The sequence below is a fragment of the Arenimonas aestuarii genome (assembly GCF_054781715.1).
In genome coordinates this window covers 831,340-844,342 of sequence record NZ_BAAGTW010000004.1, presented here as the reverse complement: position 1 = coordinate 844,342, position 13,003 = coordinate 831,340, and the positions used below count along the sequence as shown (strand labels likewise).

The following is a 13,003-nucleotide window of genomic DNA, read 5'->3' as shown; positions in this document are numbered from 1 at the left end:
CCACGCGACGTGCCGATCCAAGCCCTGCCCGACACCCTGGTGAACCAGATCGCCGCCGGCGAGGTGGTCGAACGCCCTGCGTCGGTGGTCAAGGAACTGGTGGAGAACGCACTCGACGCCGGCGCCAACCGCGTCGACATCGACCTGGAAGAAGGTGGCGTGCGCCTTATCCGCATCCGCGACGACGGCGGCGGCATCCCGGCCGCTGAACTGGCGCTGGCCATCTCGCGCCACGCGACCAGCAAGATCACGTCCATCGAAGACCTTGAGGAAGTCGCCACCCTGGGATTCCGCGGCGAAGCGCTGCCGTCGATCGCCTCGGTCAGCCGTTTCGCGATCAGCGCGCGGCCGCGCGGCGACGGCCAGGGTGCGCGCCTGGAGGTCGACGGTGGCAGGGTGGGCGAGGTGGTGCCGCATCCGCATCCGGAAGGCACCACGGTCGAGGTGCGCGACCTTTTCTTCAACGTGCCGGCGCGACGCAAGTTCCTGCGCGCCGAGCGCACCGAACTGGGCCACATCGAAGAGTGGCTGCGTTCGCTGGCGCTGGCGCGGCCAGCGGTGGAGCTGCGCATCAGCCACAACGGCCGTGCCAGCCGCCACTACAAGCCGGTGCGCGACGGCGGCGAGCGCCTGCGCCGCGTGGCCGAAGCCCTGGGCGAGGGTTTCACCCAGCAATGCCTGGCCGTCGAACATGCCGCCGCCGGCCTGCGCCTGCACGGTTGGGTCGGCTTGCCGACCGCGGCACGCTCCAGTGCCGACCAGCAGTACTTCTACGTCAATGGCCGCGCGGTGCGCGACCGCACCGTCGCGCACGCGGTGCGCCAGGCCTATGCGGACGTGCTGTTCCACGGCCGGCATCCGGCCTTCGTGCTGTTCCTCGAATGCGACCCGCGCCAGGTGGACGTCAACGTGCATCCGGCCAAACACGAGGTGCGTTTCCGCGAACAGCGCCTGGTGCATGAATTCATCTACCGCACGCTGCACGAAGCGCTGGCGACCACCCGCGCCGGCGTGGCCGAGTCCCCGGCCCTGGCCATGCCGGCCGGCCTGGCGGCGTCCTACGGCGGTGCCGGTGGCTCGCCGCGACAGGGCGGTCTGGGCCTGCCCGTGCGCGAGGCGATGTCGGCCTACGCGTCCCTGTACCGCGCGCCGGAGCCTGGCCAGGCGGGCGCGGCGATGGCGCCGTCGGCGGCCAACGAAGGCGAGGCGCCGCCGCTGGGTTATGCGCTGGCGCAGTTGCACGGCATCTTCGTGCTGGCGGAAAACGACCATGGCCTGGTGCTGGTGGACATGCACGCCGCCCATGAGCGCATCACCTACGAGCGCCTGAAGTCGGCGCTGGACGGCGAGGGCATCCGCAGCCAGCCGCTGCTTGTGCCGTTGTCGCTGGCGGTCAGCGAACGCGAAGCCGATGCCGCCGAGCAGCATGCCGAGGCCCTGGCCGAGTACGGTTTCGAGATTCGCCGCGCCGGGCCGCAGGCCCTGTCCATCCGGTCCGTGCCCAGCCTGCTGGCCGACCTGGATCCGCGCACCTTGGCCCTGGACGTGCTTGCCGACCTGCGCGAGCACGGCAGCAGCCGCAAGCTCGAAGAGGCAAGGAATGAACTTCTTTCCACCCTGGCCTGCCACACGTCGGTGCGCGCCAACCGGCGGCTGACCCTGCCGGAAATGAACGCCCTGCTGCGCGACATGGAAGCCACCGAACGCAGCGGGCAATGCAACCATGGCAGGCCGACCTGGGTGCAGTTGAGCAAGGCCGAACTCGACCGACTTTTCCTCAGGGGACGCTGATGCGTACGATCCTTCTGCCTGGACTGGCCCTTTTCGTTGCCCTCGCCGGCTGCGGAAGCGGGGACGGCGAAGCCACCACCGACGCCGCCGACCGTGCCGGACAAAGCGCGCGCAGCGCGTACGAGCGGGAAATCCGCACCTGGCGCGAGGAACGCGTCGAACGCCTGATGCGTCCCGATGGATTCCTTTCGCTGGTGGGGCTGCACTGGGTTGGCCCCGGCAGCACCTTCGTCGGCTCGGCCAAGGACAACGGCACCCGACTGGGCCTGGGTCCGCCGCAGGTCGGCATGCTGCACCTGGAGAAGAACGGCCGGGCCCGGCTGGACATCGCCGAAGGTGCCGAAATCTGGGTGGACGGCGAACCGGCCACCGGCAGCGTCGAACTGGTCTCCGACGCCCGCGGCAAACCCACCGTGGTCGCCTTCAACCGGGGCGACGCCAGCTTCGTGCTGATCGAACGTTCGGGCCGGCACGCCCTGCGCGTTCGCAACGCGATGGCGCGCACCCGAACTGGATTCCCGGGTATCGACTATTTCGACATCGAGCCGGGTTTCCGCTTCCAGTCGCGCTTCGAGGCGCACCCGCCCGGCAAGACCATGGACATCGTCAACATGCTGGGCATGGTCGAGCCGATGGCCAACCCGGGCCGGGTGGTCTTCGAGAAGGACGGGGTGCCCTATAGCCTGGAGGCCCTGGACGAAGGTGACGGCCGGCTGTTTTTCGTGTTCGCCGATCGCACCAGCGGCCATGAAACCTATTCGGCTTCGCGCTTCCTGTATGCGGACCCCGCCGGGCCTGATGGCACGACGGTGCTGGACTTCAACCGCGCCTACAACCCGCCCTGTGCCTTCACTGCGTACTCGACCTGCCCGATGCCGCCCCCGGAGAACCGCCTCGACCTGCGGATCGAGGCGGGCGAGAAGAAGCCCCTGCCATTTCCCCAATGAATCAAGGACCCCCGATGCGCCTGGCCTGGATCGCCTGCCTGCTGCTGCTCACCGTCACCGCCGGCTGCGCCCGCGCCGAACCGCCGCGGCCGCTGCTCTGGAAGGTCAGCGACGCCGACAACACCGTCTACCTGCTGGGTTCCTTCCACCTGCTGCGCCCGGGCGACTATCCGCTGGCGGCCAGCACCGAGCTGGCCTTCGAGGACGCCGAGTCGGTGGTGTTCGAGCTGTCGCCCCGGGAAATGAACGACCCGGCGCTCGGCCAGATGATGGGCGCGGCGGCGCGTCGTGACGACGGCAAGCGGCTTCAGGACACCATGTCGCCGGAAACCTGGGCGCGTCTTGAAGCCTGGTCGGCGCGCCGTGGCGTGCCGCTGGAGAACCTGCAGCCCTTCGAGGCCTGGTTCGTCAGCCTGACGGTGTCCCTGGTGGAAATGCAGGCCCTGGGCCTGGACCCGAAGCTCGGCCTGGACCGTCACTTCGCCCAGCGCGCCACCGAGGCCGGCAAGGCCACGGAAGGACTGGAAACAGGCGCCCAGCAGATCGCGCTGTTCGACGGGCTCGAGCCGCGCCTGCAGCAGCAGTCCCTTGAGGACGTGCTGCTGGACGCCGCGAAGATGGAAGAAAACATCAACCACCTGCACGACCTGTGGCGGCGCGGCGACGCCGAAGCCATGGAAGCGGAAACCAACCAGCGCATGCGCGATGAGTATCCCGAGCTTTACGCGCGCATCAACCGCGACCGCAACCTGGCCTGGCTGCCGGTGCTCAGGCGGCGCCTGGACCGCGGCGGCGAGGACGAGGACGTGCTGGTGGTCGTGGGCGCCCTGCACCTGCTGGGCGACGACGGCCTGGTCAGCCTGATGCGCGAAGCCGGCTACAGCGTCGAGCGGCTCTGAAGCGCGGGCCGGGGCCAGCGATATTCGCTGGCCCGTGGCGCCGGCGGCACCAGCTCGATGCAATCCACGGGGCAGGGCGGCAGGCACAGCTCGCAGCCCGTGCACAGCGCCGGGATCACCGTGTGCATTCGCTTGGGCGCGCCGATGATCGCGTCCACCGGGCAGGCCTGGATGCACTTGGTGCAGCCGATGCAGTCTTCTTCGATGATCAGCGCAAGCAGGGGCGGCTTGATGCTGCCGTTTTCCGGGTTCACCGGCTTGGGCTCGCGGCCCAGCAGTTGAGCCAGCGCCCGGACACCTGCCTCGCCGCCCGGCGGGCACTGGTCGATGTCTGCGTCGCCGCTTGCGATGGCCTGCGCGTAGGGCTTGCAGCCCGGGTAGCCGCACTGGCCACACTGGGTTTGCGGCAGCAGCCGGTCGATGCGTTCGACCATCGGGTCGGCTTCGACCCGGAAACGAACCGCGGCCCAGCCCAGCGCTGCGCCAAGAATGGCCGCCAGGCCCACGACCACCAGCACCGACAGCCCCATCAGGCCGGCACCATGCCGGTGAAGCCCATGAAGGCCAGCGACATCAGGCCGGCGGTGACCAGCGCGATCGGGGTGCCACGCCATGCGGCGGGCACGTCGGCGGATTCAAGACGCTCGCGCATCGACGAGAAGAGCACCAGCACCAGCCCGAAGCCGACAGCGGCGCCAAAGCCATAGAGCACGGCCTCGAAAAGGCCCCGGCGCGCCTGCACGTTCAGAAGGGTCACGCCCAGCACCGCGCAATTGGTGGTGATCAGCGGCAGGTACAGGCCCAGCACCCGGTACAGGCGCGGGCTCTGGCGGTTCATCACCGTTTCGGTGAACTGCACCACCGCGGCGATGACCAGGATGAAACCCAGGGTGCGCAGGTGTTCCAGGCCCAGTGGCAGCAGCAGCCAGTGGTGCACGCACCAGGCCAGGGCCGCCGACAGGGTGAGCACGAAGCCGGTGGCCAGGGCCATGCCGTAGGCGGCGTCCAACCGACGCGACACGCCCATGAAGGGGCACAGGCCCAGGAACTTCACCAGCACGAAGTTGTTCACGAACACCGCGCCGACCAGCAGCAGGGCGATGTCGTCCATGATGGCCTCAGCGCACCGGCATGCCGGCCTCGGCGCTGGCATCGGCGCCCAGCAGGGCCAGCGCGCCGCCGTCGTGGCCGGCCGAAAGGATCATGCCCTCGCTCAGCCCGAAGCGCATCTTGCGCGGCGCCAGGTTGGCGATGAACACCACGTGGCGGCCGACCAGGCTCTCGGGTTCACCGTAGCTGGCGCGGATGCCGCTGAAGATCTGCCGCTGGCCAAGTTCGCCGGCATCAAGCAGGAAGCGCAGCAGCTTGTCCGAGCCTTCGACGAAACCACATTCGATGACCTTGCCGATGCGCAGGTCGAGTTTGGCGAAGTCGTCGATGCCGATGGTGGCCGTGGCGCCGTCGGCCGGCTTGGCTTCCGCCTTGGGCGAGGGCACGGTGGCCTTGGCGACGGCCTTGGCCGGCTCCGCGGAGGGTTTGAGGTCTTCCTTGCTGGCGTCGGTCATGGCTTCGATGTTCTTGGGATCAATGCGGGTCATCAGGGCCTCGAAGGGCGCGATGGCGTGGTCGAGCAGCGGCGCGGCGACATCGTCCCAGCGCTCGGCCGGGGCGCGCAGGAAACCCTCGGCGCGCGCCACCGTGCCCGGCAGCACCGGCTTGAGCGCGGCCGCCAGCACGCGGAACAGGTTCAGGCCCTGGCTGCAGACCGCCTGCAGTTCGGCGTCGGCGCCTTCGCGCTTGGCAATGACCCAGGGCTTGTTCTCGTCGATGTAGCGGTTGGCTTCGTCCGCCAGCGCCATCACCTGGCGCATGGCCTGGCCGTATTCGTCGCGCGCGTAGCTGGCCGCGACCTCACGGGCACCGGCGACGAAACGCGCGTACATCGCCGGGTCCGGCAGCGCGGCGGCCAGTTGGCCATCAAAACGTTTGCTGATGAAACCGGCGCAGCGGCTGGCGATGTTGACGAACTTGCCGACCAGGTCGGCGTTGACGCGCGCGACGAAGTCTTCGAGGTTCAGGTCCAGGTCGACCACGCCGGCGCCGGTCTTGACCGCGAAGTAGTAACGCAGCGCCTCCGGGTCCAGGCCCTGGTCAAGGTAGGTGCGCGCCATCACGAAGGTGCCGCGCGACTTGCTCATCTTGGCGCCGTTGACGGTCAGGTAACCGTTGACGTGCAGCGCGGTGGGCGGCCGCAGCCCGGCGCCATGCAGCATCGCCGGCCAGAACAGGCCGTGGAAGTTGATGATGTCCTTGCCCAGGAAGTGGTGCATTTCCGTGGGCGCGGCGCCGGCCGGGTTGCGGGCCTCGTCGGTAAAGGCGCCGAAGTCCAGGCCGTTCTTCGCGCACAGGGCCTTGAACGAGGCCAGGTAACCGATGGGCGCATCGAGCCAGACGTAGAAATACTTGCTCGGCGCATCCGGGATGGGGAAGCCGAAGTAGGGGGCGTCGCGGCTGATGTCCCAGTCGCGCAGCCCGCCTTCAAGCCATTCCGCCAGCTTGGCCTTGACCGCGGGGTGGGCGACGTTGCCCGCCAGCCATTCGCGCAGGAAGGCCTCGAACTTGCCCAGCTCGAAGAAGTAGTGCTCCGAGTCGCGCAGCTCGGGGGTGGCCCCGGACACCACCGAGCGCGGGTTCTTCAGGTCGGTGGGCGCGTAGGCCTTGCCACAGACCTCGCAGTTGTCGCCGTACTGGTCGGCGGCGCCACAGTTCGGGCATTCGCCCTTGATGTAGCGGTCGGGCAGGAACATCTGTCGCTCGGGATCGAACAACTGCTGGATCGAGCGGCTGGCAATGGCCCGGGGGCCGTGGCTGCCGTCGCGCAGGCGCGTGTAGATGAGGCTGGCGAGCTCGCGGTTCTCTTCGGAATGGGTCGAATGGTAATGGTCGAATTCAACGCCGAAGCGCGCGAAGTCGTCTTCGTGGCCGGCCTGGATGCCGCGGATGAAGTCCTCCGGTGCCATGCCGGCCTTTTCGGCGGCCAGCATGATCGGGGTGCCGTGGGCGTCGTCGGCACAGACGAAGTGCACCTCGCCGCCGGCCATTCGCCGGGCCCTCACCCAGATGTCGGCCTGGATATAGCCCACCAGGTGGCCAAGGTGCAGGGGGCCGTTGGCATAGGGCAGGGCGGTGGTGACGAGGGCGGGGCGGGGCGTCATCGGCAGCGGTTTCGGGGCGAAGGAGGCCGGCATTATCCCATGAAAAAAGGGCCCGGCTTTCGCCGGGCCCTTGGTCATGCGACCAGTACAGCAGGTTTTACCAGTTGAACTCGGCGCGCACGAAGACTTCGCGGCCGATCGGGCTGTAGGCGCGCCAGAAGAACGGATAGCTGAAGAAGGTATCGTCCTTCGGGGCGAGCTTGTCGAGCACGTTGTTCACGACCAGGCTGGCGCGGAAGTTCTCAGTGAACTCGTAGCCAACGTTGAGGTTGTACACGTGGTAGGGCGCGATGCGACCGGTTTCGGCCCAGTTCGGCAGCGAACCGTAGCGGGTACCGAACACGGTGACGTCCAGGTCCTTGTACTTCCAGGACACGCTGCCACGCATGCGGCTGCGGAAGTCAAAGTTGGTCAGGTCGTCGCGGTAGCTGTCGCGCGGCTCACCGGCGAACTCGGCGAACTTCTGGTCCAGAACGTGCGACCAACCCAGCTGGAAGCCGAAGTTGCCCATCCGGTCGGTGTCCAGGGTGTAACGCAGGGTCGCGTCGATGCCCTCGTTGGACAGGTAGGAACGGTTGATCGGGCCGCGGTTGACCTGCTCGATGCGACCATCGTTCGGGCCACCAACGGTGCGGATCACGCTGTTGATGATGAACTGGCAGAAGGCCGAGCTGGTATCCACCGTATTGCCCTGGCGGTCCACGCCCAGGCGGCAGTCGGCTTCGTTCTGCAGGATGTAGGCCGAGCTGATGTCGCCGACCACGCCCTCGAGTTCGACCTTGTAGTAGTCAACCGTCAGCGACAGGTTGTCCACGACGTCCCAGACGAAACCGAAGGTGTAGGACTGGCCCTCTTCCTCTTCAAGCTCCGGATTACCCTGGCGGACACCAAAGGCCGTGTAGTTGTAGGCCGTCTGGTTGCCGCACTCGGTCACGGTGAAGCCGGCGTTGCGGCAGCTGAATTCGTCGAAGATGCCCGAGAAGAAGCCGCTCTCGTCCGCGAACACGAAGTGCATGTCCGGGGCGCGGAACGACGTGGAGTAGGCGCCGCGGATCAGCAGGCTGTCGATCGGACGCCACTCGAGGCCGGCATTCCAGGTGAACGCGTCGTCGACCTTGGTGATGTCGTCGTAGAGGTCGTAACGCGCCGCCAGGGTGGCCTTGAAGGTGTCGTGCAGCGGGATCGCGAACTCGGTGCCGAACGCGTAACGATCACGCTCGCCGCCGCCGCCGGTGCCCGTCAGGTTGTAGATGACGTTCTGGCCGGGGAGGATGCGCGGATCGGCGTTGAGTTCGTACTCCTGGCTGCCCACTTCAAGCACGGCGGCGAACGACAGCGGGCCGGCCGGCATGTCGAACAGGTCGCCGGAAACGACGAACTGGCCGGTGGTGGAGCTGGAGTCGGCGCGGGTCTTGACGATGGTCGACAGCGCGTTGAACTCGGCCGGGGTGATCGGGTTGAAATAACGATCCTGGTTCAGCTCATACACCGGGAAGGCGCCGAAGAACGGATCCAGGCCCGGCAGGCGCTGGCCCAGGAAGAAGTCTTCCAGGTTCTGGCGCAGGAAGCGGGGGCGGTCGTTGTCGGTCTCGTAGCGCGAATGGCTGACGGTCGCGTCCCAGGCGAAGCGGTTGTCCGCGAACGAACCACGCAGGCCCGCGGCGAACTCGATCGACTGCTCGTTGAAGATCGTGCGCTGGCCATCGAGACCGCCGGTTTCATTCGGGGTGAAGATGCGCTGGCCGTCGAGGATCGAGCCGAAGTTCGGGTCGTAGAACAGCGGCACCGACCAGAACTGGGTATTGGAGGCCGTGGAGGCTTCCGAGTCCCAGACGTTCAGGCTGATGAAGCCCTGGGTGTTGTCGGTGATGTCCAGGGTGCCGTAGATGTAAGCCGAGATGTTTTCGTCGGAGTTACGAATGGCCTGGGTCGCCGGGTAGCCGTAATAACCGCACCACGAGCCGGTCGGGCGGGCGTCGATCTCGAAGTCACCGCCCCAGCGGGCGCAGGTGGATTCGAGGTTCTGGCCCGGCTGCCAGACCTGGCTGCCGGCACCGGTGCCGACCAGGCGGTCACGCAGGCGGATGCCCTGCACGGCGGTGGCTTCCGACGGGTCGACCGTGGGGTCGTCGCGGTAGGAATCCATGAAGTCACGTTCGGACGCGAACATCTCGCCGCGGTCGTAGTACTCCACGGCGTAGGTCAGGCTCCAACGGTCGCCGGTATTGCCGCCCACCCACTGGATGTTGTTGGTCGGGGCGCCACCACGGGTCGGCCGGCCGGTCAGGTAGGACAGGTACTGGCCTTCGAAGTTGGTCTTGAGCACGATGTTGATCACGCCCGCGACCGCGTCGGAACCGTAGATGGCCGAGGCGCCGCCGGCGAGCAGTTCGATGCGCTCCACCGCCGCGGTCGGGACCGAGGCCAGGTTCACGAAGTTCGACTGGCCGTTGTAGGGCAGCGGATAGTCCGCGGCGCGACGGCCGTTGATCAGGGTCAGCACGCGGCCCGGGCCCAGGCCGCGCAGGTTCAGCACCTGGGCGTTCGGGGTGAAGCCGTTCTGGAAGAGCTCGTTCTGGAACGAACCCGTGGTCTGGGTCAGGGTGTTCAAGGCGTCATAGACGGTGTTGAAACCCTCGGCCTCGATCTGGGCGGCCGTGATGACCGTGACCGGGGACGGTCCTTCGATCTCGGCGCGCTTGATGCGCGAGCCCACCACCTCGACGGTGTCGAGCTGCGTGGTTTCCGCGGAACCCTCGTCTTCCTCATCAGCCGCTTCCTGGGCGAATGCTGCGCCGCAGGCGAACGGGATGGTCATGGCAAGGGCAAGGGAACGCGCAAGCACCGAACGACGGTAGCCGGCAATTGGAGCAGTAGTCATTGGACCCCCTAGAATGGACACGCTGTTATTTGGTTCTGGTGGTTGTTGCTGTAGGGCGGGCCCAACCCCGGCGCCGCCTTAACCGAAACGTAACACAGCGATGGGCCGAAATGCAGCATGACTTCCGGCCTATTCGCAAAGCTGAATCGCGGACCCGCGGACCCGCAACAAAGTGCCGTAAATCAGGAGTTTGAGATGCCGTTGAATGAAGAATCCGTCCGTGCCGCCCTGGCCGCCATCGTCGACCCCCATACCGGGCGCGACCTGGTCGCCCAGGGCAGCGTGCGGGGCATCGGCCTGGACGGCGACCGGGTGGCGGTGGAGCTGCTGCTTGGCTACCCGGCCGCCGGCTGGCACGACACCCTGGCCGGCCGGGTCCGCGGTGACCTGGAAGCCTTGCCCGGCGTGGCCCGGGCGACGGTGTCGGTGGCTTCCCGGGTCCAGGCCCACAAGGTGCAGAAGGACCTGACCCCGCTGCCCGGGGTGCGCAACATCATTGCCGTGGCCTCGGGCAAGGGCGGGGTGGGCAAGTCCACCACGGCGGTGAACCTGGCCCTGGCCCTTCAGGCCGAGGGCGCCGTGGTCGGCGTGCTCGACGCGGACATCTACGGCCCCTCGATCCCCAAGATGCTGGGGCTCCAGGGCCGCCCCGACAGCCCGGATGGCAAGTCCATCGAACCCAAGCGGAACCACGGGCTGCAGGCCATGTCCATCGGCCTGCTGGTCGGCGAGGACACCCCGATGATCTGGCGCGGCCCGATGGTCACCCAGGCGCTGCAGCAGCTGCTCAACGACACCCGCTGGGACGACCTCGACTACCTGGTCATCGACCTGCCGCCGGGCACCGGCGACATCCAGCTGACCCTGGCCCAGCGCGTGCCGGTCTCGGGCGCGGTCATCGTCACCACGCCGCAGGACATCGCCACCCTGGACGCCCGCAAGGCCCTGCAGATGTTCGCCAAGGTCGAGGTGCCGGTGCTGGGTATCGTCGAGAACATGGCCGTGCACACCTGCTCGAACTGCGGCCACAGCGAACACGTGTTTGGAGCCGGCGGCGGCGAACGCATGGCCGCCATGTACGACGTGCCGCTGCTGGGTGCGCTGCCGCTGGACATCCGCATCCGCGAACAGGCCGATTCGGGCACCCCCACCGTGGCCGCCGACCCGGAGTCCGCGCTGGCCCTGGTCTACCGGGACATTGCCCGGCGCACGGCGGCCAGGCTGTCGCTGGAGGCACGGAACAAGGCCATCGGCCTGCCCAATATCGTCATCCAGAACACCTGAGCGGCTAGAATCCCGCCTTTCGCCCAAGAGCCTCCCGAATGAGCATCAAGTCCGACAAGTGGATCCGACGCATGGTCGCCGAGCAGGGCATGATCGAGCCCTTCGAGCCCGGCCAGGTCAAGCATGCGGCCGACGGCCACCGTATCGTCAGCTACGGCACCTCGAGCTATGGCTACGACGTGCGCTGCGCCCGCGAGTTCAAGATCTTCACCAACATCAACTCGACGATCGTCGATCCGAAGAACTTCGACCCCTCGAGCTTCGTTGACGTGGAGTCCGACGTCTGCATCATCCCGCCCAACAGCTTCGCGCTGGCGCGCACGGTCGAATTCTTCCGCATCCCGCGCGACACCCTGGTGGTGTGCCTGGGCAAGAGCACCTATGCGCGCTGCGGCATCATCGTCAACGTCACGCCGCTCGAACCGGAGTGGGAAGGCCACGTGACCCTGGAGTTCAGCAATACCACGCCGCTGCCGGCCAAGATCTACGCCGGCGAAGGCGTGGCGCAGATGCTGTTCTTCCAGTCCGACGAAGTCTGTGAGACCAGCTACCGCGACCGCGGCGGCAAGTACCAGGGCCAGACCGGGGTCACGCTGCCGCGCACCTGAGCCCGGGCGTCGTCAGGTCTTCTTGACCAGCATGTTGATGCCCAGGGCAACCAGGACCAGCGGCCACCAGTCGAGCAGCATTTCCCAGACGCGGAAGTTGGGGACCAGGTTGTTGGCCAGGAGCAGGACGCCAAGCGCGATCAGGATGATGGCGGGGATGAGGTTGGCTTTCATGTGGGGTCCGGTTCAGCGGCCCGGGTCGTCCAGGCCTTTGCGCAGGAACGATACCAGTGCTTCGCGGGCCGCGTCCGGATAGGGCTGGCGCCGGCCACAGCCCCAGACCGGCCCCGGCCAGGCGGCGTCGCCCTCCTGGCGCGCCACCACGTGCACATGCAGCTGGCGCACGATATTGCCCAGGGCGCCGATGTTGAGCTTGTGCACCGGACCCAGGGCGCGCAGGGCGCGTCCTGCCAGGTTGATCTCGGCAAGCAGCAGGCGCTGGGCGTCGCCGTCCAGGTCCAGCCATTCCTCGGCGCCCGGAAGCCGCGGCACCAGCACCAGCCAGGGAAAGCGGGCATCGTCCATCAGCCGCAGCTGGGACAGCGGGCCGTCCGCGACCAGCACCGTGTCGCCCGCCAGCTGCGGGTCGAGGCTGAATCCGTCGGCCACGGTCAGCGCAGGTTCTTTTGCAGGAACAGCAGGGTGCGCTGCAGGGCCTGCTGGGACACTTCGGCGTTGTAGTCGGCGCGCTGGTTGCAGTCGAAGCCATGGCCGGCGCCCGGCCAGACGTGGATTTCAGCGTCCGGCAGCGCGTCGCGGTGTTTTTGCACGTCCTCGGGCGGGATGATCGGGTCGTCCTCGCCAAAGTGCAGCAGCAGCGGCGCCTTGGGCCGTTCACCGAGCAGGGGGACCGTGCGGCCGCCGTAATAGCTGACGGAGGGCAGGCCCAGGCGGGTATTGGCGAGGTAGGCGACGCTGCCGCCCCAGCAGTAGCCGATCACCGCGACCCGGTGTTCCGCCTCGAGCAGGTCGTAGGCGCCGCGCACGCCATCGAGGGCCCCGTTGAAACCCAGCTCCTCGGCGATCGCGCGGCCCTTGGCCACGGCCTCGTCGTCGTAGCCCAGCTCGGTGCCGGGATGCACGCGGTCGAACAGGGCCGGGGCGACGGTGACATAACCGTAGTTGGCGAAGCGGTCGGCCTGGGCGCGGATGTAGTGGTTCACGCCGAAGATCTCGTGCACCAGGATGATGGCGCCACGCGGCGACACGTGCGGTTTGGCCTGGTAGCCGGATATCCGCCCGTGGCGGGTGTTGATGGAGATCGATTGGGCCATCGCGGTTTCCCCCGGTTCAGCTGTCCCCGGCGCCTAGCGTACACCGGCCGGGGCGGCGGGGGAGGGTATACTCCGCGCCCCCGCCCCGCCCCGAACCCGCGCCC

At 67.7% G+C, this 13,003-nt stretch carries 12 protein-coding genes; 5 read left to right on the top strand and 7 right to left on the bottom strand.

The annotated features are described in order from the left end of the window. The first annotated feature begins 9 nt into the window (after positions 1-9). Genes mutL through ACYVJH_RS04840 form a run of 3 tightly spaced genes read left to right on the top strand, consistent with a single transcriptional unit; the run spans position 10 to position 3,637 of the window. On the top strand, positions 10-1,791 hold the full coding sequence (mutL, locus tag ACYVJH_RS04850; RefSeq protein ID WP_460453512.1) for a DNA mismatch repair endonuclease MutL: 1,782 nt from the start codon (positions 10-12) through the stop codon (positions 1,789-1,791). Continuing rightward, positions 1,791-2,738 carry a DUF1684 domain-containing protein gene (locus ACYVJH_RS04845; RefSeq protein ID WP_460453511.1) on the top strand — a complete coding sequence of 316 codons (948 nt, stop codon included), beginning with the start codon at positions 1,791-1,793 and terminating at the stop codon, positions 2,736-2,738. The genes mutL and ACYVJH_RS04845 overlap by 1 nt, the downstream gene beginning before the upstream one ends. A 14-nt stretch (positions 2,739-2,752) precedes the next feature. Next, positions 2,753-3,637: a TraB/GumN family protein gene (locus ACYVJH_RS04840; protein ID WP_460453510.1), complete on the top strand. Its 885-nt coding sequence runs from the start codon at positions 2,753-2,755 to the stop codon at positions 3,635-3,637. Here the strand turns inward: ACYVJH_RS04840 and rsxB are convergent. The 4 genes from rsxB to ACYVJH_RS04820 all read right to left on the bottom strand — a co-directional run bounded on the left by rsxB (position 3,616) and on the right by ACYVJH_RS04820 (position 9,733). Next, positions 3,616-4,167 carry an electron transport complex subunit RsxB gene (gene rsxB, locus ACYVJH_RS04835; RefSeq protein WP_460453509.1) on the bottom strand — a complete coding sequence of 184 codons (552 nt, stop codon included), beginning with the start codon at positions 4,165-4,167 and terminating at the stop codon, positions 3,616-3,618. The two genes, ACYVJH_RS04840 and rsxB, sit on opposite strands and share 22 nt — an antisense overlap. Beyond that, on the bottom strand, positions 4,167-4,748 hold the full coding sequence (rsxA, locus tag ACYVJH_RS04830) for an electron transport complex subunit RsxA (protein WP_460453508.1): 582 nt from the start codon (positions 4,746-4,748) through the stop codon (positions 4,167-4,169). Before rsxA ends, rsxB begins: the two co-directional genes overlap by 1 nt. Before the next feature lie 7 nt (positions 4,749-4,755). Beyond that, the gene (metG, locus tag ACYVJH_RS04825) at positions 4,756-6,852 is read right to left on the bottom strand and encodes a methionine--tRNA ligase (RefSeq protein ID WP_460453507.1); all 2,097 of its coding nucleotides are present in this window, start codon (positions 6,850-6,852) and stop codon (positions 4,756-4,758) included. Positions 6,853-6,949: 97 nt separating this feature from the next. Beyond that, positions 6,950-9,733: a TonB-dependent receptor plug domain-containing protein gene (locus tag ACYVJH_RS04820; protein ID WP_460453506.1), complete on the bottom strand. Its 2,784-nt coding sequence runs from the start codon at positions 9,731-9,733 to the stop codon at positions 6,950-6,952. A 195-nt stretch (positions 9,734-9,928) separates the two neighbouring features. Here ACYVJH_RS04820 and apbC point away from each other — a divergent pair, with 195 nt between their 5' ends. Both apbC and dcd read left to right on the top strand, forming a co-directional pair. Further along, positions 9,929-11,017: an iron-sulfur cluster carrier protein ApbC gene (gene apbC / locus ACYVJH_RS04815; protein WP_460453505.1), complete on the top strand. Its 1,089-nt coding sequence runs from the start codon at positions 9,929-9,931 to the stop codon at positions 11,015-11,017. Positions 11,018-11,055: 38 nt separating this feature from the next. Next, on the top strand, positions 11,056-11,625 hold the full coding sequence (dcd, locus tag ACYVJH_RS04810) for a dCTP deaminase (RefSeq protein WP_460453504.1): 570 nt from the start codon (positions 11,056-11,058) through the stop codon (positions 11,623-11,625). Between the two features lie 12 nt (positions 11,626-11,637). Here the strand turns inward: dcd and ACYVJH_RS04805 are convergent, their stop codons facing one another. Genes ACYVJH_RS04805 through ACYVJH_RS04795 form a run of 3 tightly spaced genes read right to left on the bottom strand, consistent with a single transcriptional unit; the run spans position 11,638 to position 12,899 of the window. Beyond that, positions 11,638-11,799: a LiaI-LiaF-like domain-containing protein gene (locus ACYVJH_RS04805; protein WP_460453503.1), complete on the bottom strand. Its 162-nt coding sequence runs from the start codon at positions 11,797-11,799 to the stop codon at positions 11,638-11,640. A 12-nt stretch (positions 11,800-11,811) separates the two neighbouring features. Next, on the bottom strand, positions 11,812-12,240 hold the full coding sequence (locus ACYVJH_RS04800; protein WP_460454267.1) for an HIT domain-containing protein: 429 nt from the start codon (positions 12,238-12,240) through the stop codon (positions 11,812-11,814). Beyond that, on the bottom strand, positions 12,237-12,899 hold the full coding sequence (locus ACYVJH_RS04795) for a dienelactone hydrolase family protein (RefSeq protein WP_460453502.1): 663 nt from the start codon (positions 12,897-12,899) through the stop codon (positions 12,237-12,239). Before ACYVJH_RS04795 ends, ACYVJH_RS04800 begins: the two co-directional genes overlap by 4 nt. Positions 12,900-13,003: the final 104 nt, after the last annotated feature.